Genomic DNA, 21,503 nt, shown 5'->3' with positions numbered 1-21,503 from the left:
ATGCTGTGACCTGCGGCCACCGTCTCTTCGTAAGTCCACACAACTCACGATGATCAACGGTGGCCGCACCCATGTCCGCAACGGCCCCCGACCAGCAAGATCACGATCTACAGCTGGAGTATTAGGCGCCCCACTCATTTCCTTGAATGCCATCACTTGGCATCGCTCCCAGCCCCGGAGTTGCGTCGGCCGGCAGAAATAGCCGTCGCAGGGCGTGGCATCGGTTTCGAGTAGCTTTCCGATCGGTGCATCTTTGAACCAGCTGGAAATTGGGGTTCAGGCAGTTTAGCTTTCGCCATATTGCGCGGGTCTTGCGGTGCACCACCCTTGCTACTTAGGCATGGCCGTCCGCTTTAGTGACATGCTACTTTCCCCTTTACCTTTCGGCTCCAGGTAGGTCACTTGACCCAAGGATTTCCTCCGAATCCTTCCCGGCTGAGCCGGGAATACAGTCAGTCGTTTTCAGAGCGCACTCTGCCCACATCCGGTCGACCTGCTCCTTCTGTTCCTCACTCCAGCCCGGGCTGTCGGGGACGTTCCCACGGTGGGAGAACCGCTCGCCCCGCGCCCAGCCCTTCAGGGGCTCCACGCTCCAGGGCAGTCCGTCCAGGCAGGCCCGGTGCTCGGCGTGGGCGCGGTGGAGGCGCTCCTGCAGCTCGAGGAGATCGTCGGGGAACACAGCACAGCGAGGGCCGGCGTCCCCCTCGGTGGCCAGGTTTGCCTCCGCGTGTCGGGCCCCGTACTGAGCGGCTGTGGAATTCATACGGCGGACAGGGGGTGGGGCCCGGCCGTCGGCGCCCGCACATGACTCCAGCCCTGCTCCGAGGAACACTCGAAACAGGGCTGGAATTTGATGGAAGGGGCTATATCAGTCCCGTGACCATGGGTTGATGCCCAGATCCTTCAACCGCGTTTCCTCCCTTGCGTGGAGGAATCGGGGGTGGGTGAGGCCGGATAGCGTTTTTGTGCTGATGGGGCAGCGGTCGAATTCGGCACGCAGCAGCCTTGCAAGAAATTCAGTCATGCTGCAGTGGTGAACGGACCAAGTTGATTCACTGCGGGAGAACACGGCCAGCGGCCATTTCTCCGGCGCGGATCCGCAAGTAATCCAGGCCAGGACGTCCGCCTCATTGGTCTCGCCCCAGATGAGCAGGTCTTCGAGTCGGTACTTCTCGGCGGCGCTCGGGTCTGCCCATTCATTTGCCTCGGGGAACTCGAGTACCTCCTCGGGCAGCCTGTCCACCCGCCTCTTCATCGGGTCGGTGTTGACGGTGGGGATACTGACCCACAAGGTTTCCTCGATCGATCCCTCACCGAAATTCGCGATGAAGTCGATGTAGTCCTGAGGAAAGCGAACCCCGTACTCGATTTCGACGGCTTTCCAGTCGACCTCGTCGCCCCCGCCTCCCAGGAGTGTCAGCGACTCGGACAGCTGTGCGGTGTAGTCGGTCATGTCTGTTCCCTCATTTCTAGCGGTTATTCCACTCGTCTGTACCGCGGACTGGAACGGGACCGGGATTCGACACGCGCCCCAGGTTGTGCCACTTGCCGGTTCGGAGCCCGAAGAACTGGTTGGGAACCTCATCGTCGATGACAATTCCGGGCGATCCGTCGGGGTTCCAGCCGGACGCCTGCATCTTGAAGGCGTAGGGAACGGTTCGAGGCCCTTCGTACAACGGTGTCACCTTGTAGCGGACAACCTGGCCGCCCATGACCGCCTTTTTCACTCGACTCTCATAGGTGAGCATCTTCGGCGTCATCTGAGGTGCACGCCGGTCGATGGTCCAGGCGTTGGCCTGCCGACTGCACGTGGCGAAGTTCTCCTCCCGCGCATCGCCGGTCAGGTCCTTGGCGAGCAGATGGCACGCGTTGACCCAGAACCTACTGGGCTCGTTTCCGAAATCGGCCATGTACCCCTTGGCCCACACGTGACCGGGGGGATCGAACTGTCGCTCCGAGGAAGTCTCCTCGGTCTGGTTGTTGATGAGGAAGTGCCTGTCCAGGCAGGCGTCCACTCCGGTGGTGCGGTTGCCGTTGACAGCGTCGACCGCCCCCCTTCGCGCCATCCGCTGCCGAACTTGCGGCAGTCCCTCGCCTGTTCCGTGTCGGAGCCCGCATCCGGTCCGCGCCCGATGGCAATCGCCGGGTTCGATCCCACGTTTTCTGCCCAGAAACCACGCATGCCGTGCCCCCTGGAGAAGGGGGCACGGCATGTTCAGTTCTTGCTCAATGTCAGGACCAGGGGTCAATCCCTTGGTCCATCATTTCTGTCTCCTCCCGTGCGGTAAGGAATCGCGGGGATTCCAGTCCGAATAGGGATGCGTCACTGAGTGGGCACGCATCGAACTCTGCGCGGAGGGTTCGAAGGATGAATTCAGTCAGAGTGCAGTGGTAGACCGTCCAGGCCAAGTCATTGCGACTGTAGACGGCGATCGGCCATGCGTCGGGGGCGCTGTCACCTGCGATCCAGCACAGGGTGTCGGCTCCAGCCGTTTCCCCCCAGATCAACATGTCCTCGACTCTGTAGGTGGCTGCGGCGTCCGGGTCGGTCCACCGATGGGTCAGGGGGTCGGCCAGGGCTTCCGGCGAGATGGGGCAGATTCGGTGTTCGGCGTCCGAAGCCGTGACGAGAGGCAGTCGAACGTCCAGGGACTCCTCGAAGGAACCTCCGCCCAGGCGCTCGATGAAATTCATGTAGTCGAGGGGGAACCGGTGACCATTCACGGCCTCGGCACCACCCCAGTTGACGACATCTCCTGCAGAGCCTTCCTTGCGGACGACCAGGTCCAGAAGTTCCGACAGAGGGCCCTCGATTTTTGCGTCGTTTGCAGCCACTATTCCACCCAATTGGTCGGGGACCATTGGCCCATGTTGTGCCACTGTTGGTCCTTCTTGCTGTACATCTCGTTGAATACGAGTTTATCGAACGAGATACCCTTCCCACCGTTCGGGTCATACCCGGACGCTTGCATTCGGAAGGCGACTGGCACCACGTGCGGGCCGTCGTAGACCGGGGTCACGGTGTAGTGGACCACCTGGCCGGATTGGACCGCGTCATAGACGTCCGCCTCCCACTTGGCCATGTTCGAGTGGCGATGCTCCGGAGTGCTCTTGTCCATACGGCTGGAGTTGGCGGTCCTGCTGCAGGTCGCAAGGTTTTCGTAGTCCGTTCCACTGCCACCCAGCCTGCTGGCCATCAGGTGGCACGCGTTGCGCCAGTTCCTGGCAGGCGAGTTGCCCAGCTCCCAGGCATAGACGGCTGCCCAGTCGTAGGCGGGCGGCTTCGCGCCGCTTCTCGTGTTTGTCGCCGTGCCCCGCTTTTCGTCAACATAGGCCTTGTCGAGGCATGCCTCGGCGCCTGTGGCCCGGTCTCCGTTGTTCGGGTCGGTGGGAGAGTAGTGGATCCATGCCGCTCCAAGTACGCGGCAGTCCCGCCCTTCCCTGGTGTCCGAGCCGGCACCCGTGTCAATACCCGGGACACCTTCGGCGTTGGGCGCCTGCTGCGGGGTGAAGCCGGCTATCGCGAGCAGGTCCAGGATCGCCTGGGAGGTGAAGGTGGTGGTGATGGTCTGCCCGGCGGTCAGGGTGGCCGTTGAACCGGCCGTCCAGTTCAGTGCCGCCGGCGGCAGGTTCGGAGCCGGAATCGGGTTGGCGCCGTTGTACGCGTTGGTGTCGATGCGCGGTTTCGGAGGCTTTGTCGGACGCGGGCGGACCTTTGTCGTGCCGCCGCCGCCGCCGCCACCGCCGCTGCGGCCGCTGCTGCTGCGGCCGCTGCTGCGGCTGGGAGGGGGAGGCGCCGACTGGTAGCGGGCGTGCTGTCGCTTCTCTCCGCTAATGCCCTCGGGGTCGCGCCAGTCGGAGGGAGTTGGGCAGTTGACCATGCCAGGGCAGCGTTCGCCGGCGCCGTCGGTCATGTTCCCCCCGGCGTTCCAGGCCTCCCACAATGTGCACCCGAAGACGCCGCCCACCCTCTTCATCCAGAGTGACTTGGTGTTCTTCCTCGGATCAAAGCAGTCCCACACGAGGTGCCCGGTCGGGTCGATCCCGTTCATCGGGCTCGCGTTGGCGTATGTGTAGCGGTTGGCCTGGGCAGAGGGGTTCGGGTCGAGCTGCCAGGTGTCGCGGCTGGTGAAGCCGCCCGTGCCCGGCTGGTACCAGCGGGAGGCCATGTTGACCTCGCCGGTGGAGTTGTCTGTCCAGCCCGACTGGTAGCCGAGGGACGGGTTGCCGCCCGAGGATGCGGTCACGTTGCCGAGTGCGTCGTAGGCGCGGGACGAGGAGACGGTGGTGCCGTCAGCGGAGAGGCTGGCGACCACGTCGGTGTGCTGGTCCGTGACCGACAGACGTCCTGAGCCGGCGGTCCCGGTCGTGGCGCTGGCCAGCAGCGTGCCGCCCGGGGTGCGGCTGTAGGTGGACGTGCCGTCCTTGACCAGGTTGTTGGAGCCGCCGTCGTAGCTGAAAGCGTTGGAACCGTTGGTCAGGACCCGGTCGAGCGAATCGTAGGTGAAGGTGCTCGTGCCGTTGTTGACCGTCCGCTCGAAGGCGTCGGAGTTGATGACCCGGCTGGTTGCGCCGTCGGTGACCGTCTGGACGGTGCCGCGGGCGGAGTAGTCGTAGGTCTGCGTGCCCCGGGTCTGGACCCGGTTGCGGGAGTCGTAGGTGGCTGTGATGTCACCCTTCTTGGTCAGGTTGCCGGCCTTGTCCCACTCGAAGGCGGTGGTGGTTCCTCCGCTGGTCTCCGAGGTCATGCGGCCGGCGAGGTCGTAGGCGTATGTTTCCGCGCCCGTCCCGGCGGTGCCTGTGGTGGTCTTCTTGACCAGGCGGTTGTCGAGGTCGTACTCGTAGGCCGAGCCCTGGACCCCGGCGCCCGTGCCGGTGTTCTTGACACTGTCGTCCGCGAGCCGGCCCAGAGCGTCGTACGTGTACGAGCGCTTGGCGCCGATTGTGAACGTGCCGCCGGCGGCGGGGCGGGCGTACTCGTCGGCGGTCGGGCGTCCGGCCGCGTCGTAGTCGTTGCGCACCTGGGTGCCGGTGAGCGGGTCGGTCGTGGTGTCGAGGCGTCCGGCCTGGTCGTAGGCGAAGGCTGTCGTGCCCGCCGGGTCGGTGCGGGAGGTCATCTGACCGTCCGCGTCGTAGGCGTAGGCGGACTTGCCCGAGGGGCCGTCGGCGTTGAGGAGCTGGGCGCGGTCGTTGTAGGTGTAGGTGTTGCCCGCGAGGATTCCGTCTGCGCCGACGCCGGTTAGACGGCCGGCGAGGTCGTAGGAGAGGGATCGGGGACGGGTGGCCACGGCGGTGCCGGAGCCAGTCTCGGCGGTGAGGCGGCCGAGGGCGTCGTACGTCTTCTGACGCTTGACGCTGCCCGGGAGCAGCTCGGTGACGACCTGACCGGCCGCGTCGTAGACGTTCGTCCACGTGCGGCTGCTGAGGGCCGGGTGCTGTGTGGTGCTGGGCTCGATGGTCGATTCCGGCAGGCCCCACGCGTTGAAGGTGTAGTAGGTGGCCTTTCCGCGGCCGTCGGTCAGGCGCGTGCGGTTGCCCGCCGCGTCGTATCCGAAGGTCGTCGTGATCGAGTCGGTGGCCGTGACCGGTTCGACCTGCTTGGTCATCCGGCCCAGCGCGTCGTAGGTGTAGGTGCGCCGGGCGCCGGTGGCGGAGACCGATGCGGTGACGTTTCCGTCCGCGTCGTACTCCGAGGACATTGAGCGCAGGACCGTCGTTCCGGTCCCGTACTCGGACGACGAGACCGGGTTGCCGAGGACGTCGTACGCCGTGACCGTCTTGCGGCCGGTGGCGTCCTTCGACTCGGTCTGGCGGCCGAGGCCGTCGTAGGCCGACCGGGTGACGCCCCCGAGCGGGTCGGTGACGGTCAGGACCTCACCGGCGGTGCTGTACGTCGCCGTGGTGCGGCGCCCGCCAGGGGTGGTCGACTCGGTCTGGTTGCCCGCGTCGTCCCAGGTGTAGCGGGAGACAAGGTTGTGCAGGACGGGCTTTCGCTCCACCGTGGTGGCGGTGAGCTTGCGGCCCAGCTCGTCGTAGGTGGACTCGCTGCGGGCCCCGGTCGGGTCGGTCGCGGAGAGCGGCAGACCGGTCGGGGTCCAGGTGTAGGTGGAGACGCCACCGCCGGACAAGTCCGTGAAGGTGCCGTCGAAGGTGGCGGCGCCCGGGGCCTTCAGGCCCTGCGCGCCGGCGATCGCCGGGTCCGTCTTGCGGACCAGGCTGCCCATCTGGTCGTACGCGAAATGCGTCGCGCGGCCCAGCGGGTCGGTGGTGGAGGCCGTGTTGCCCAGCTTGTCGTACGTCGTGCGCGAAACGGCCGTGGTGGGCGTCGCGGCGCCCGGCGCCATGTAGTCGGGCAGCGTGAGCGCCGTGGGGCGGCCCAGCTTGTCGGTCTCCACACGGGTCACCAGGCCGCGCGGATCGCGCGTCTCGGTGGCCTCGCCGAAGGTGTTGTAGCCCTTGAGGATCTTCGGCGTGACGGCCGCGGCCGCACCGCCGTTCTCCTCGGCCTGCACCTGCGGCGCCGTCGTCTCGACCGGCCGGCCGAGCGCGTCGTACCGGGCGGTGGAGGTGTTGCCCCGCGCGGTGACCTGGGTCAGCGGGAGGCCCCGCTGGTCGAAGGTGCCCGAGGTGACCCGGGTTCCGGTGCCGTCGGTGACGGTCGCCTTCTTCGGGTTGCCCGCCCCGTCGTACTCGGCGGTCGAGGTGAGCTTCTTGCCGGAGCCGTCGATCGACTGGGTCGACTCGGTGACCCGGTCGTCGGCGTCGTAGGCGACCGTGGTCACCCGATTGAGGCCGTTGGGGTCGAAGACGCTGCGCGTCGTGCGTCCCGTGGCGTCCACCGTGCTGACCGTGGTGCGGCCGCCGCTCGCGGTCCGCGAGAGGACGTTGCCCGCGCCGTCGTAGACCGCCGACTCCAGGACGATGTCCTTCTTCGAGCCGTTCGCCTGGGTGACCTGCTTCGCCGTCGCCGAGGCCCGCAGGCCGTCGTCGTAGTAGGTGAAGGCGGTCGTGGCGCCCATCGCGTCCGTCGTCGAGGCCAGCCGGCCCGCCGGGTCGTACGCGTTCGAGACCAGGACCAGGTCACGGGCCTGGCCGGACGGGTCGCCCGTCCAGTCCTTCAGGACCGACTCGGCCAGCTGCCCGCGCTTGGTGAACGCGTGCGTGACGACGTTGCCCGCGGGATCCGTCTCGCGGACCACCCGGCCCAGCGCGTCATGGCCGAAGGTGCTCTCGTTGCCCGCCGCGTCTGTCACGCTCTCGTTCAGGCCGAGCGCGTTGTAGCGGTAGGTGGTGGTGCGGGTGGCGTCGCCTCCGGTGGTGTCCTCCGTGGACGTGGTGAGTAGCTGCCCGTCCACGTCATAGGTACGGGAGATCTTCGCGGTGTGCGTGACTCCGGTGATCTCGTTCTTGACGCCGGGGCCCGTCTCCGAGGAAATCCGGGACATCGCGTTGTACGCGTACGCCGTCGTCACGCCCGGGGTGCCGTCGGAGACCTGAGTTTCGGACAGGCGCCGGCCGATGCCGTCGTACGTGTACGTGGTCACCAGACCGGAGGGCGCCGTCGCCTTCGCCAGGTCACCGCTCGCGGAGTACGCGTACGCGACCGTGGAGCCGCCGGTGGTCCTGGTCGTGGCGACCAGCCCGGCCGGGGTCGTTCCGCCCCCGACTGCGGGCTCGGAGCCTGCGGTGTAGGTCGTCGATGCCGTCCGGCCGTCCGCCAGCGTGACCGTGTCGGCCAGGCCGAGGGCGGTGTAGGACGTGGCCGTGCGGTAGCGGTTGTCACCCGCGTCCGTGGACCGTGCGTCACGGACCGCCGTGGGCTTGCCGTTGCGCGGGTCCAGCGGATCCGCAGGGTTGAAGTAGTACTCCGCGAACGACGTCCAGCAGGAGTTCGCGTCCCGGCAGGTCGTCGTCGAGACGGTGTTGCCGCGCTCGTCGTGACCGGTGATGCTCGCGTGACCGTTGGGGTCGGTGGCCGTGTGGAGGAAGCCGCCGGTGTCGTACGCGAAGGTGGTGACACCACCGTCCGCGTCCGTCGAGGCCACCCGCCGCTGACCGCGAACCGCGTCGAACGTGCTGGACGTCTTCGCCCCGGTGGGGTCGGTGACCGTCACCGTGGAGGTGAGCGAGGAGGACGCGGCCGTGGTGCGGGCCGCGTACTGGCTGGCCACCTCATCGGCGGTGAGGCCGCGGCGGAAGACCGCGACCTCGTCGAGCGTGCCGGTGAAGTAACTGACGTTGCCCGGGGCGGACGGCCAGTTCTTGGCGAAGCCCGCGCCGACGTAGGTGCGGGTGCTGTGTTCGTGATTGACGGGCGCCCCCGTCTTCGTCGCGACCTGGGTGCCGTCCAGGTACAGGGTCTGCACTCCGGCCTTGGCGGTGACGGCCGCGTGGTGCCACTGGTTGTCGGTCACGGTGCCTGGTGAGGCGTTCGATGCCCCCGTCCCCGAGAAGTACTCGCCGTGGAGCTTGCCGTCGGCGCCAACGTAGAGGACCGGTGCCCAGTCGCCGGTGGCGTCGGTGGCTCCGGCCAAGGCGGCCGACTGGTTGGCGAGCATGACGCCGGGCTTGTCGGTCCGGAACCAGAGACTGGCGGAGACATCGGCGGTGCCGATGCCGACGCCCGGGACCTGCGCGTATCCGTCGCCGTTGAACTGCACCGCGGAGCCGTCACCGGGGCCGAAGGCGCCGGTGACTCCCAGGGTGGCCTTGGTGTAGGTACCCGTGCCGTCGAGGGCGGCGACGCGGCTGTTCACCGTGGTGCCGCCGGTCTCGTCCAGGCGCCAGTAGCCGGCCGGGCTGCCGGCCGTCACCACACCGCGGTACTGGTCCCCGGTGCCGCTCATTGCCTTATTGCGGGCCTTGAAATGGTCCGCGACGGTCTGGGGGTCGAGTTCCTTCGCGTAGAAGGCGGCCTCATCGAGCTGACCGTTGAAGTAACGAGTGCCACCGGCCTGGCCGTCCCAGGCCGCGTTGGAGTAGCCGGCCCCGAGGTAGGTGTAAGCGAAGGTCTCCGGCTTGACGACACCGGTCTTGGAGCCGATCTTCGAGCCATCGAGATACAGGGACTGGCCGGCAGGACCGCCGGTGATCACGACGTGGTGCCACCTGTTGTCGGTGACCTTGACGCCACCCATTACAGGCCAGGCGCTGGAGTCCCACAAGTGGCCGCGGAGCATCCCCTCGGAGTCGATGAGCAGACTCGGATTCCAGTCCTGCGGGGTGGTGCCGAGCTCGGTGCTCTGCAGGCTCAGGAGGACACCGCTGGGCTTGTCGGTGCGAAACCACATCTCAACGGAGAGGGAGGTCGCCCCGCTCAGAGGCTCCGCCGGCACCTGGACGGCGCCCTTTGACCCGTCGAGCGTGATGGCACCGTCGTCGCCGTCAAGGAACGTGCCGACGCCGCCGAGGGCGACGCCGTCACGGTAGGAGCCGTTGCCGCCTGTGGAGATTTCATCCAACGCCGCGGCGCTGCTGCTGTCGCCCAGGCGCCAGTAGTTGACCGGGTTCGCGGCGCGCACGGCATCCGCGTAGACCTGGGAGCCCGACGCGTAGACGGGCGCCGAGACCTGCCACACACCGCCGTTGGCGTCGGTGACCTTGGTGGCGCGCTCGGTGTCGCTGTCGTACTCAGCCGTACCGCCGACCCGGCCCGAGGGCAGGGACACCTTGGACAACTTCGAGGCCCCGGTACGGGCCGCGTAGTGCGCGCGCACCGAACCGGCGTCGAGGGCACGGTGGTACACCGCGACCTCATCCATCAGACCCTTGTAGTAGCGCGTGGTGTACGCGCCGCCGCCGTCCCAGCCGTCGGCGGTGAAGCCGGCGCCGAGGTAGGTGTACGTCTTGACGGAGTGGGTCACGGGCCCGGTACGGGTACCCAGAGACTGGCCGTCGAGGTACAGGATCTGGCTGGTGCCCGTGCTCGTGAGCACGGCGTGGTGCCAGGTGTTGTCTGTGACCGGCGCCGGGGAGACCAGAGGGGTCACGCTGCTGTCCGACAGCTCGAAGGCGCCGCGGAGCTTGCCCGCCGCATCGACGGCCAGGACCGGGTTGTAGTGGCCCGGACGACCGCCCAGCGGCTCGTCCTGGAAGCCGACGAGAACACCGCCCGGCTTGTCGGTCTTGAACCACAGTTCAAGCGAAAGCACGGTGGAGGACGCGAGCGTGGAGTCCGGCAGCTCCACGTAGGAGTTGGTGCCGTTGAAGGACGCCGCCTTGTTGCCCGTGCCCGTCAGGACACCACTGCCGCCGAGGTCGACGTCACGGTAGTGCCCGGCGTTCATGCCGGTACGGGAGACGGCCTCGCTGAGCGCAGCCTCGCCCTCGGCCTCGTTCAGCCGCCAGTAGCCGACCGGGCCGGCGTCCTGGACCATGCTGCGGTACTGCGAGCCGCCGGTGTACTCGTACACCGTGCACGCCGTCGTCGACGACGGCGGGCACACCTTCGTCAGCTGGTCACCCTGGTACGTGTACGACCAGGTCAGCGCGGGAGCGCTCGGCCCGACCGCGTCGGTGGAGACGGACGCGACGTGTGCACCGCTCCAGATGAACGTCAGCGCCCGCTTGGACACCGCATCGGTGGCCTTCGTCAGCTTGCCGCCCGTGTAGGTGAGCAGCTGTTCGCGCCCGTAGCCGTCCTTGATTCTGGTCAGCTGGCCGGCGGCATCGAAGGTGTACAGCGCCGCGGACGCGTCACGCAGAGTCCAGCCCCCGCCGGAGGCGGACGTCAGCACCCCCATGGAGCCGGACGGCGCGCTGTAGGTGTTGTCGCTGTTCTTGCCGAAGCGGACCTGGCTGCCGTTCGCGAGGGTGATCACGACACTGCCGTCAGGCTCGGAGGCGGCCCGCATGTCCCAGCGGGTGGCCCACCCGGCGCCGAAGGCACTGGTCTTGCGCGGGTCCTGCGAGTTATATGTACGGGAGACCGCGAGCTCGGGGCCGACCGTGGGTACGGCGGCGTCCGTGGCGGCGGTGGCGTAGTTGCCGGAGCGCTCGCCGAAGGTGCGGCCGTTGTCGGCACCGCCCAGGTGGGAGGTGATGACCGGCTGCGGCACCTGCGTGCTCAGGATCGAGGGCGCGGTCCGGGCGGACTGGTCCTTGCCATCGCTGGCGTAGGCGTACCAGGCATAGGTCTTCGCCCAGCTCAGCCAGCCCGCCGGGACGGTCCAGCTCTGTGAGGCGGACGCCGGTCCGCTCCGGCAGTTCTTGCGGCTGTCCTTGCCCTCGACCTCACACACCTCGAACTGGTACGTGAGAGAGCCGGGAGACTTGTCCAGGTCTGCGGCTGACGCCCACAGCGTCGGGTTGAGCGTGTCGGCCAGTGTGCCGCTCGGAGGCGCCACGCCCGTGAGGTAAGGCGGCGCGTTGACCGCGTCGAACCGGATGCCTGCCCCGGGGACACCAGCGGAGGTGAAGCTGGACACCCCGTACTCGTCCATCGTCCACACGAGCTGGTACGTGCCGGGCGCGAGCGGGGCGATCTTCGCGTCGAGGGTGACTGAGCCCCCGGGCGCCACGTCGTACGGCATGGGCGTCCACCGGATCTTGCTCGCGTAGTCACCCCCGACCATCGTGCCGTTCGCGTCGTACAGGTCATACTTCAGCTTGAAATTGCTGTCCTTGCCCCAGGTCTGCTGGCCCTGGTTGGTCACCGTGACCTTGAAAGCGCCTTCGGTGGTGGCTGTCGGCGGCTGGACCCACTGGCCCAACTGATAGGCGGCCCCGTACTTGGACCAGGTGACGTCGAGCGTCGGCTTGCCGTTCGGGTAGTCGTCGGAGCCGAACTGCTTCCACGCGGACGAGTCCGTGGTGGAGGCCTGCAGGGCCAAGCCGTAGTTCGGCTTGCGCCCATGAGTCCAGTCGTCGACCAGCTGGCGACCGCTGCTGCCGAGGTCGATCCCTTCCCAAGCCGGCCCGCCGCAGGGGTAGCCGGTCTGGCCGGCCGGGCGCCATCCGTGGGCAAAGCTCTTCGAGCCGATGGCGTTACCGGTGGCCGGTCCCGGCCAGGAGGAGGTCGTGCTCTCCGACCAGTTCGACGTGATGGGGTGCACGGTCACGGGGCGTGCCGTGCAGGAATACGACCACGTGTTGAAGAGCTGGAGTGTGGCACCCAGCACGTAGGCGTTCTTCAGGGAGGTGTTGATCCCGTCGAAGCGCAGGAACGACGCGGACTTGTTGCCGCCCCCGTTGGACGTGCCGACTTTGAGAACGGTGTCCGAAGAGAAGTTCTGGTTGTACGGTGCCTGGACGTACGTGCCCGTGGACGCACCGGAACGCTCCACCGAGGGATCGACCTTCACGGGGAAGACCCGCTCCGGGTCCGACAGCCACTTCTTGTCGAGGGTGACGACCAGGACCTGGCGCGCGCCCTCCTGCACGATGTTGTAAGCGACCCCGGAAAAGATGACGCCCTCGTTGGAGTTCGGGGCCTTCTTGGAGTCCTCCATCCAGCCGGCCGGCATCCAGGCCTTCTGGCGTCCGTCGGCGTCGAGGAAAGTGATGCCGCCGTGCCCGTCGAGTTTCGCCGTCAGGCCCTCAAGAGTCAGCGGGAAACGCCACTCCGTGGGAGCGTCGGCGTCCTTGAGGACCAGTGTCTCCTTGACGGACTCGCTGCCGACTATGAGCTCCAAGTCCGCGGAAGGGCGGATCTTCGGATAGGTGATGACGCTGCCGGAGACTTGGCCCTGCGTGTGTGCGGCGCCCTCGATCCCGTAGGCGATCGCGGCTTGGTCGTCGGCGCCGAAATGTACCAGCGTCTGGGCATCCGCGTATTCGGCGAACCGGCTCAGCGTCTCGGTTGAGCGGGGCTCCCAGAAGGAGCCGGAGTCGCTCATGGTCCGTAGCCCAGTCTGTTCCTGGCGGGCGAGGCTGGTGTCGATGTCCCTCCACTTGCCGTCTTTGCCGCGGAAGTTGACGGGCTCGTTGTAGAAGCGGGTGGTGAAGGTGCCGTCCGGGTTGGCGAAGGTCCGGCCGCGCTCGGTGCGCTCGGCGGGCACCTCGGTGCTGACCTTGGGATCGAAGCCCTTCGGCGGGGCCGCCTTGGGCGCCGGAACCTTCTCGAACGGCGTCTCGGCGGGCGGTTTGGGTGCCTGGCCCAGTCGCAGCGGCGTGGCGCCGCCGTCCGGTGGGAGCTCGCCCGGCGCCTTCAGCGCGCCGCTGCGTCCCCCTCCCGCCGCCGCGTCGGTGGCGTCGCCGGAGGCGCTGTGGCCCCGTCCGCGCGCCGATCCCCAGCCCTGTTCGGGCCGTTCACCGGCGCCGAAGCCGGTCTTGGCGGTGACCCATTGGTTCACCGCGAGTGCGGCCTGTTCTGTTCCGGCCATAACGGCCATGACGAATGCCACTAGGAGTACTAGTGGTCGCGCTGTGCGCACGGATTTCCCCCACATAGATGATCAGTGAGGTTGTCCTATCTATTTTCACAGCTTGTACACAAGATTCATACGGAAACAGACGGCCATGACTGGTCGCACGCCGACCGTGAAATGATCTTATGTCCTGGCATGCCCACACCAACTCTGCCTCGCGCGCAGAGCTGGAGTGAGGGAACTCACTTCCTCTGCAGGAACCAGGCTCCGCCTCAGCCAACGCCGAGGTCGGGTCTGGTCCTTCGGAGCCGGTACGAAGGATGCCTGCGTGTACCCGGGGCTGGGCGCGGACGGCCCGGCTGGCCGGCGGAAACCGGGCTCCGCGGCCCCGTCGCAGCGCAAGTCGAGCTCGACTGGGCTCACTGAGAAGAGACCTGGCGTCTGAACTGCGCAACGCGGGGTTGGTGCGGATGGCCGTCCGGCGTCGTGCAGCGTGAGCCGGGCCGGGCCTTGCGCGTAGGGCAGGCGACGTCCGTCACGCGCCACACGGCAGAACGCTGCCGCGAGCGCGGTTTCCGTTCATTGATGATCAGCCGGAGCCGTTCGTCATGGGGTAGCTGCCGCCGTTGCCGTCGTCGTTGAGGCAGCCCTTGCCCGTCTTGGCGAGGCACCTCGGACAGGGCTGCGCATCCAGCGGCAGCATCAGCGGCTCCTCCGAGGCCGCACCGCCCAGAACCGCCGTCTGAATCTGCCGGTTGTCACCCCGCACGAACCCCACCCCCATCGACCCGACTCACCGGTTCAGCGATCACTCCCCGGCACGCATGCGCCGTTCCTCGCGCTGCCGGCGCCGCGCGTGGGCGACCTGACTACGGAGCCACTCGGTGTACGCCACCTCGGGGTCCCGGTCCGCTCCCGCGAGCAGTGGGAGGAACGCGACGACCTGGGAGACGAGGACGGTGATCACATCGGCGCTCCCCTCAGGCCCACGGGCCAGGACCAGGGTGCGCGCGGTCTCATCGAAGAGGTCGAGCGCGGCCTCATCGCCGAGAGTCAGTGCGAGGCGGTCGGCCAGGAAGTGCCGGACCATCACGGCGGCGTCGGCGAGCGACTGCTCGACGCCGAACTCGGTGGCGGCCGCGCGGCCGACTTCGAGTACCGCGGGGAGCGTGAGGGGCAGCTCGAGCTCTGGGATGAGTCCCTCCTTGCGCCACTCCTCGTACGGAGGCGGCCCCGCGGCGTCCCGGCGGGCCCGGTGGTGACTGGTGGGATGCCCGGAGGGAGTGCGGCGGGAACGGCCGGCGGCCACGCTACAAGAGGGGCACTCCACGCGCCGGTACCAGGCACGGGAAAGACGAACCGATTCCCCCGAGTGCAGCCGCTTCTGCCAGGGCCCCCAGCTCTCCTGCGTCACCGCTCCCCCAGCCGCCAGCCAGCTATGGAACCTGGGGCGGGTACGGGAACACCGAGGCGTCGGAACGCGTACGTGAAAGGCCGCATCCGCTCATTCTGGTCCGCAATATGGCCGCACCGCAGGCAAAGCGCTGCCTCCGGCACACGCCTCGTGGCCGATCTCGTGACCGGTCCCCTGTGACTGATGGCGTGTCCTGTCCAGGTCGTAGGCGGCTTCCGGCCACGGCGGGCCTATCCCATCGGGGTGGCCGACCGGGAACGTTGCAGGTCACCGGGGGTTTCAGATTCCGCCCCTCCAATGAGGCAGGTCACCGGCCTGCGGGCGGTACCCGACCCTGTGGCCGATGGCCGATCCGATGTCTTCACGGGGTGGCCTGACGGCCGCCTGGAGGAAGTGCGCGCAGGAGTTCCCACAGGGGTCGCGATCCGCCGGCCCATTCGCCGAGGAGGTGCCGGTCGACGAGGTGGAGGCGCTGGGACTTTGCGAACTGGGTGGCGTCGGCGGTGATTCGCCCGTTGGTGAGCATGACCACGACGTCGCCGTGGTGGATCTGCCTGCCGGTGCCGTTGAGGACCTGCAGGTCGGGGCTCCCGACGGGCTTGCCCAACCAGCCGTCCTTGCGGTGCTTGCACTGGATGACCCACCGGCGCCCGTACGGATCGGTGGCCTTGACGTCGGCCCCGTTGTCGCTCCGCCCTCCGACCTGCGCCGCGTCCGCGCAGCCGTCGCGGCGCATCAGGTCCCGCACCGCGAACTCGAACGCCCGGTGATGCAGACCGTCGAGGTGGCCGAGAGCGAAGCGCAGGCCGCTCGCCCGGACCTGCTCCCACCGGGCGGCCTCCTTGCGCCGCCACGCCCAGACCCCGGCACCGGCGGCGACCACCAGCAAGATGGCGGCGACGATCCAGGGGTGGGCGGCGAGCCACCGCAGCGCGGCGGCCGCCAGGCTGATCACGACGGCGGCCGCGAGAACGGCGAGGAGCAGCTGCTCCAGGCGCTGGTTCTTACGGCGCCGGGAACGCCGACCGGGGCGTCGGGCAGGACGGCGACGTCCGCTCACCGCTTCCTCCCCGACCGTGAAGCGGCGCTACAGCGTGAGGCCGCGGTGCCCCGCCTTGTCGGAAGGCGAAGGAAGCTGAGGGGGGTCACTGGCCGGCCTGGGAGACACCGCTGACCAGCTGGCCGAGGAAGCTGGCAATGCCCTGGCCTACGTCGGTGGGAGCAAGGATGACGCCCAGCGCCAGGACAATGACCACGGTCATCTTCTCGTCGAACCGGCTCCGGGAGTGGGTGCGGCGGCGCAGCCGCAGGAAGACGATGAACGCCAGGAGTACCGCCACGTTGATCGTGAGCAAGTGCCCAGTCCCCCCTGTCCGAACCATCACGGGGCAGCGGACGACAGCCCCCTGGTCTCGTGTAGCTGGAGGTCAGCGGCACTGTGACCGGATCGCCGGGGATTGGCGGCAATGCGCTGTACTGGCCGGATTCGGCAGGACCGGGTGTTCGGGGGACTCAAGTACGCCAAGGCCCCCGGGCAGTCGGCCGGGCAGCGACCATCAGCTCTTGTCAGGTAACGCGGGTCTCCACATTCACCGACGCCCTGTCAGCTATCAGCCCTACGCTGCTCTCGTCTGTGAGCGTGGGGGAAGAATGAGCGAGACGGAAACCGTGGCGACCTGGCGACACCCGCTGTTGCGCTGGCACCACCGGCATGTAGAGGCCAAGGTCGCCCCAGCTGAGATGGCGGCAGGCGTGCTTGGGGTCCCCTTCGACGGGGACCGTATCCGAAAGGCGCTCGCCTACAAGCGGGAAGGGTTGCGGCGCTTGGCTGGCCCGGTACTGATCGCCGCTGGTGTCTGCTCCTTCCCGGTCTTCCTGAATCTGGCGGGGTGCGCACCTGGGGCAGGTTTACCCCGGAGGCGGGAGGCTGCATTCCGTGGCCGACGTTGTGGACGCAGTTAGGCATGGCTGCGGGGGCCGTACTCGTGGGTAATGCCCTGCGTATCTACGTTGGCGAGGTCCGCGGCGGGGAGCACATCGACCGTTGCTACGGGCCGCTGTACCCGGCGATGGCGCTGTTATCGGCGAGCGCGGAGCTGGTCGCGCTGGCCGACAGCCGATACACAGACGCGGTGAAGCTCAGAAAGACGGCCGCCGAACTGGGACTCCCCCTGCGGCGCACAGCCACCTATGCCGCCTCCGAATTCGGGAACCGCAAGGACCTCCGGGCGGGTCTACACGAGCACGCCGAGTGCGTCGAGACAGCCATTGCACAGGCTGCTGACGCACTGCTGGTAGACCGCGACGGTGCCGCGAAGAAGCTCGGTGGGCTGGCCGCCGCGATAGCCAACAACGTGGCCGCCGACCAGTTCATGCACATCCTTCCCGCCTCCGAACTCCCGGCAGACGCCGTGATCGAACCGGACCGGCTGGACGGGCGCCGACTGGCGAAGGCGTGCTTCTGGTCGGCCAGCGCGGTGTCAGCCGTGTCGGTGCTGCTCGGACGCTTCGGTATCTCGGCCACCATCCTCATCCCCACGGCGTTCCTCGCCTGGCCCATCGGCGCGTACCTGCTGCTGTGCCGCAGCTACGGCCTCTCCGAAGCCACCCGGCTAACGCGGAGCATCAGGTCGTTCCTTCCCAGCGGTCCACCTCAGCCACCAGCCTGACGGCCAGGCGCACCAGCACGGCGGCCTCGATGCCGCGCCCGGCACGACTGAACGGATGACCACACGCGCCGGTCTGCCACGGACCCTACGAGGCGGCGCGCACCGAGCTCGCGGTGGGGAACCGCGGCGGCCGTGGGATCAGGGCTGCCGTCGGCTCACGCACTCCCTTCTGGCTGGGGATTGGGAGTTCGCCGTCGTTGACCTTCCGCAGAACCTCGCCAGCGTTCTTGAGGGCCTGGGAGACCCGGGTCTGCAGTCGAGGGTGGAACGGTAGGGCCAGGGGCACGAGGGCGGCGAGCGCGGCCGGGTTGGGGAACGACGCGCTTTGCAGCTGCCGGATCACCTGGTCGAGGGCGATGCTGAGCTTGATCGGCAGCTGGATCGCCGAGCGCTCCAGGGAGCCAAGCAGCAGTGCCAGCATGTCCTCGAACGCGGTGCGCAGGTCCACGACGCTGTCGTAGGACGCGACGCCGGAGGCGAGCAGGCTACGGCCGCGCTCGAGTTGGGGCAGGACGGCCCTGAGCGTCTTGAGGTCGACGTCGCCGGCGTACCGGTACCTCGGGTCCACCCGGGTCAGCAGCTTGCCGCCCTCCAGGCCCTCGCGCCCGGAGAAACTGCTCAGCACCACAAACCACGCCTCCTGGCTGCGCAGTGAGTGAACGCCACAGCCGATGAGGATCTGGTAGAGGATCTTCGCACGCAGGGGTCGGGTGCCCCGCAGGACGGCCCCGTAGGTGACGTGGGAGTAGCCGGGCGCCTGGCGGGCGAGGGTGCGCTGGCTGAGCCCGTTGAAGTCCAGTAGGGCCTGGAGCAGCTGGCGCAGCTCGGCCTCGTCGGCCACGGGGATGGGGGTGAGGATGCCCGTGCGCTCCCAGTGGGACAGTGCCTCGCGGCACAGGCCCCCGGAGAGCCCTGCGCCCGCCAGGCGCAGGCTCTCCCAGCGTGGGCTCCAGTCCTCGGGGTTGCCGCCGCAGGCCAGGACGTAGGCATTGACGGTGGCCCAGGTCGGCAGTTTCTTGCCGTTGTGGGCGTTGGACAGTGTGGGGGCGGAGGTCCCGCTGCGCTCGGCCATCATCGCCAGCGGTGGGGAGCCGGCCCGTCCTGTTCAGCAGGAACGGGCTCAGGAAGCAGCAGAGACAAGGAAGTGGACTCCCATACGCGAGAACGACAGGTGACTTACGGTCCGTACGCGGTGCTCAAGTGCCTTGCAGGGCACGGGACTTCACTGCCAGTGGTTGCAGCCACAGACGACAGCAGGTCCCACGCTACCCAGGCATACGCCCGACAACGCCGTTTGAGTTCCCCTTGGAGGCAGCCTTAAATAAATGGCTCCGCTGTTATTTAAGGGCTGGAACGGAATTGTTTAACGAACGGTTCGGGTTCTATTGAATAACACCTTGATCGTCAATTTTCGTGGCCGTATGCGCAGGTCAGGCGGCCTAACGGGCGTACTGGAGGAACTTAGCCGCCTACATCTCCTTGCCGTGGTCAATTATCCCCCGCATCCTTGAACTCGTTCCCACGTGCGCGGGGACGCACGGGTCCGCGGACGCGTGCACGCGTACGAAAGAGGCGCAGGTCCAACGGTCCGGACACGCACCGCAGAACTCAGAAGCCCCCGTTGCAGCGGGGCGCTTCCGCAAGGTGGCACGGCCCACGGGTCGGCCGCCTGGACTTCCTTCCCCACCGTGAGAACTCTCGTGGGCCGAAGGGCATACGACAAGATGCGGGGCTCGGCGGAAGATTCCGCCGGGCCCCGCATCACGTCCGAGAGCTGCTCGCCCTACACCTCGGCCGCGCCGTTAGGCAGCTCCGCCCGCACCACTGCGGTAGCCGGCACCACGAACACCCGGTTGCCGCTGCGGCCCAGGTTGTTCGCATCAGGACGGATGTAGACGAAGCCGTCACGGAAGGCGATGCGCGCTCCCCTGAATTCGTGCCTCTCCGGCTTGCCGTTCACGGGCAATCCGCCCTCGGCCGGGAGGGACGTGGATAGCTCGATTGAGGCGTCGTCGTGCCATATCAGCTCACTCATGTCCCGATCCTGGCCGCTGGCCCTTACCGCGAAACCAGCGCTCTGCGCCCCGGTCTGCTCCAGGGACCTGCGCTGGTATGCCGGGCACAAGGACACCGAGGCCGACGTCGCCGCTGTACTGGAGGCAGCCCTGGAGGAGTGGGACGCCACGCAGCGCAGCAACCGGTCACGCCGCCGCAGGGTGAGGCGTCTATCGGCGGCGGCGCCAGCGCGGTTGAGGTGGTGGTTGAGGATGTCCCGCCGCGCTTGGTGGGAGCCGGTGGGCAGGGCGCACTCGGCGTCGGGTTTGGCGTGGCACACCGGGCAGGAGATGTTCATCAGCCGGTAGTAGGGCACCTTGCTCGCGGTGCCCGTTCGGTGCGCTGGCCTTCCGGGCGCCGGGCCTTCTTCGCTGCCAGGGCCGCCGCACGTACAGACAGACCGGGCACCGGGCCCGGGGAAAATCAGCTGGCCTCGGGCCGCTGGCCGACCAGCTGCGTGAGCAGCTCGATGATCTGCGCCTGGTTCCGGTCAGGTGGGAAGTCGCCACTCCGGCACATCCCCCCGTGCGGCAGGTTGATCGACGCCGCATCTGTGTCAGCCAGGATTAACCGCGCAGTCAGGGTCGTGAAGCGCCGCCCGCTGAGGCTGCCACCGAGGGTGGAGCCGCTTCGGAGCCGACGGGCGATCGGTACTCGGCGAGTCGGGCGCAGACGTGTGCGTGCCGCTGGTCGCAGCAGCAGACGTCTCGGTCTATCGCCGTGCGATGGTCACGTCTTGGATGGTGACCTTCTTCTTGGGGGCGCCGTCGCCTTCGCCGTTGGCGTTATCCGATCCGGCGTCCGCGACTTCCTCCGCCGCAAGCGCGACCCCGCCTTCGCCGCCGCCATGGACGCCTCACTCATGCACGCCCGCAGACACGCCCGCGACTACGAACGGCTCATCCAGCACTCCGAATCGCTGATCACCTGGGCCGCGATCACCCTCATGACCAGGCGCATCACCCGTCGACAGTCCCGCCGGTCCAGCCAGCTGGCCTCCCGCGAACCCACCCGGGACTGACCGCGGTCACCACGGTGACCGCCAGCCAGGCTTATCGACTCACACACCCTCGCATCGAGCACCACGGCACGTCAGCCGCGGACACCACCGAAAGGGATGAAGAAGGCACCGAACCACCGTCCCTGCCCTCCTCGCCTCCCGCTTGACCCACTCTGTCATGCACGACTCAAGAGCAGGTACTTACCGTCTCGTCCTCGCTTTTCAGGATGCGATGTGGAATGTGAGCTGGGAGTCCGAGCTGTCTACGGAGTGCCCATGCACATAGCCGCGGTAGGGTCGGGGACTGGCGCGGTGGCTGATGCTCCGTTTCCAGTCCCCGCCGCTTCAAACCGTGCATGCAGTTCTCCCGCACACGGCTTTCCGACATCGTTCACCGGCTGGCATGCGCCGTTGCCCTGTGCACGTTCCCGGTAAGACGGTAAATACCGAGTCGGGTGATCCATCCGTAGGTGAAACGGGTGGTCCAGTTCCGGCCCGCCATTCTATGTTTCGCACTGGCGAGAATCGCCAGCCGTTCGTGGACGTAGCCATCGACCACGTTGAACTTCCGCCCGGAGTTCCCGTTGCGGAAGTATGCGGCCCAGCCCCGCAGAACAGGGTTGAGATCGGCTACCACGGCGGATACCGGCCGTTCGGTCTTCGAGCGGGAGGTCGCCACGCGGATTTTGTCCCGCAGCACCCGCATCGCTCTGGCCGAGGGCCAGCGTTGCAAGTAGAATCTGCCCCGCCATTTCCACGATTCCATCTTCCGGTGGTGGAAGCCGAGGAAGTCGAAGCCCTCCCCGCCCCGGGTGAGGCAGACGATGCCGGTCTTGTCGGGGTGCAGACGCATCCCGAGCCGTTCCAGCACACTGGCCGCCAGCTCACGGGCCTGCTCGGCCCGCTGTTTCGTCGGCGACAGGACCACGAAGTCATCGCAGTACCTCACCAGAATTCCCAGCCGGCGCCCTTCGTGCTGCCACGCCTCATCGAGCACGTGCAGCGCAATGTTCGCCAACAACGGGGAAATTGGTGAGCCCTGAGAGGACGCTAAGTCC

11 protein-coding genes and 1 pseudogene are annotated in these 21,503 nt (G+C 67.7%); 2 read left to right on the top strand and 10 right to left on the bottom strand.

Annotated elements, in window-relative coordinates; all coding sequences use genetic code 11:
• Window positions 1–868: 868 nt before the first annotated feature.
• From J7I97_RS19445 to J7I97_RS19415, 7 genes are all read right to left on the bottom strand, one after another.
• Window positions 869–1,453: an SMI1/KNR4 family protein gene (locus tag J7I97_RS19445; protein WP_214936575.1), complete on the bottom strand. Its 585-nt coding sequence runs from the start codon at window positions 1,451–1,453 to the stop codon at window positions 869–871.
• A 16-nt stretch (window positions 1,454–1,469) separates the two neighbouring features.
• On the bottom strand, window positions 1,470–2,066 hold the full coding sequence (locus J7I97_RS19440) for a DNA/RNA non-specific endonuclease (RefSeq protein WP_214936573.1): 597 nt from the start codon (window positions 2,064–2,066) through the stop codon (window positions 1,470–1,472).
• A gap of 166 nt (window positions 2,067–2,232) precedes the next feature.
• Window positions 2,233–2,835 carry an SMI1/KNR4 family protein gene (locus tag J7I97_RS19435; protein ID WP_214936571.1) on the bottom strand — a complete coding sequence of 201 codons (603 nt, stop codon included), beginning with the start codon at window positions 2,833–2,835 and terminating at the stop codon, window positions 2,233–2,235.
• On the bottom strand, window positions 2,835–13,331 hold the full coding sequence (locus J7I97_RS19430) for a LamG-like jellyroll fold domain-containing protein (protein WP_374195495.1): 10,497 nt from the start codon (window positions 13,329–13,331) through the stop codon (window positions 2,835–2,837). The genes J7I97_RS19435 and J7I97_RS19430 overlap by 1 nt, the downstream gene beginning before the upstream one ends.
• A gap of 784 nt (window positions 13,332–14,115) precedes the next feature.
• Window positions 14,116–14,616 carry a hypothetical protein gene (locus tag J7I97_RS19425; protein WP_308369181.1) on the bottom strand — a complete coding sequence of 167 codons (501 nt, stop codon included), beginning with the start codon at window positions 14,614–14,616 and terminating at the stop codon, window positions 14,116–14,118.
• A gap of 466 nt (window positions 14,617–15,082) precedes the next feature.
• Window positions 15,083–15,781: a restriction endonuclease gene (locus tag J7I97_RS19420; protein ID WP_214936566.1), complete on the bottom strand. Its 699-nt coding sequence runs from the start codon at window positions 15,779–15,781 to the stop codon at window positions 15,083–15,085.
• An 85-nt stretch (window positions 15,782–15,866) separates the two neighbouring features.
• The gene (locus tag J7I97_RS19415) at window positions 15,867–16,076 is read right to left on the bottom strand and encodes a hypothetical protein (protein ID WP_214936564.1); all 210 of its coding nucleotides are present in this window, start codon (window positions 16,074–16,076) and stop codon (window positions 15,867–15,869) included.
• A gap of 630 nt (window positions 16,077–16,706) precedes the next feature.
• Here J7I97_RS19415 and J7I97_RS19410 point away from each other — a divergent pair.
• A complete protein-coding gene (locus J7I97_RS19410; RefSeq protein WP_214936562.1) occupies window positions 16,707–17,390 on the top strand; it encodes a hypothetical protein in 684 nt (227 codons plus the stop codon).
• An 85-nt stretch (window positions 17,391–17,475) separates the two neighbouring features.
• Here the strand turns inward: J7I97_RS19410 and J7I97_RS19405 are convergent, their stop codons facing one another.
• The gene (locus J7I97_RS19405; protein WP_214936560.1) at window positions 17,476–18,465 is read right to left on the bottom strand and encodes a hypothetical protein; all 990 of its coding nucleotides are present in this window, start codon (window positions 18,463–18,465) and stop codon (window positions 17,476–17,478) included.
• 708 nt (window positions 18,466–19,173) lie between these two features.
• Complete coding sequence (locus J7I97_RS19400) at window positions 19,174–19,425, bottom strand: hypothetical protein (protein ID WP_214936558.1); 252 nt, start codon at window positions 19,423–19,425, stop codon at window positions 19,174–19,176.
• Between the two features lie 873 nt (window positions 19,426–20,298).
• Here J7I97_RS19400 and J7I97_RS19395 point away from each other — a divergent pair.
• A pseudogene (locus J7I97_RS19395) lies at window positions 20,299–20,423 on the top strand (IS5/IS1182 family transposase); the annotation flags it as partial.
• A 413-nt stretch (window positions 20,424–20,836) separates the two neighbouring features.
• On the opposite strand, the gene J7I97_RS19390 reads toward J7I97_RS19395, so the two are convergent.
• Window positions 20,837–21,503 (bottom strand): group II intron maturase-specific domain-containing protein (locus J7I97_RS19390; protein WP_251058962.1); only part of this gene is annotated, 667 nt, incomplete at its 5' end.

This window comes from Streptomyces sp. ISL-87 (genome assembly GCF_018614095.1).
Taxonomy (GTDB): domain Bacteria; phylum Actinomycetota; class Actinomycetes; order Streptomycetales; family Streptomycetaceae; genus Streptomyces.
Note: the sequence above shows the minus strand (reverse complement) of the source record. Positions and strands in the feature narration are given on the sequence as shown.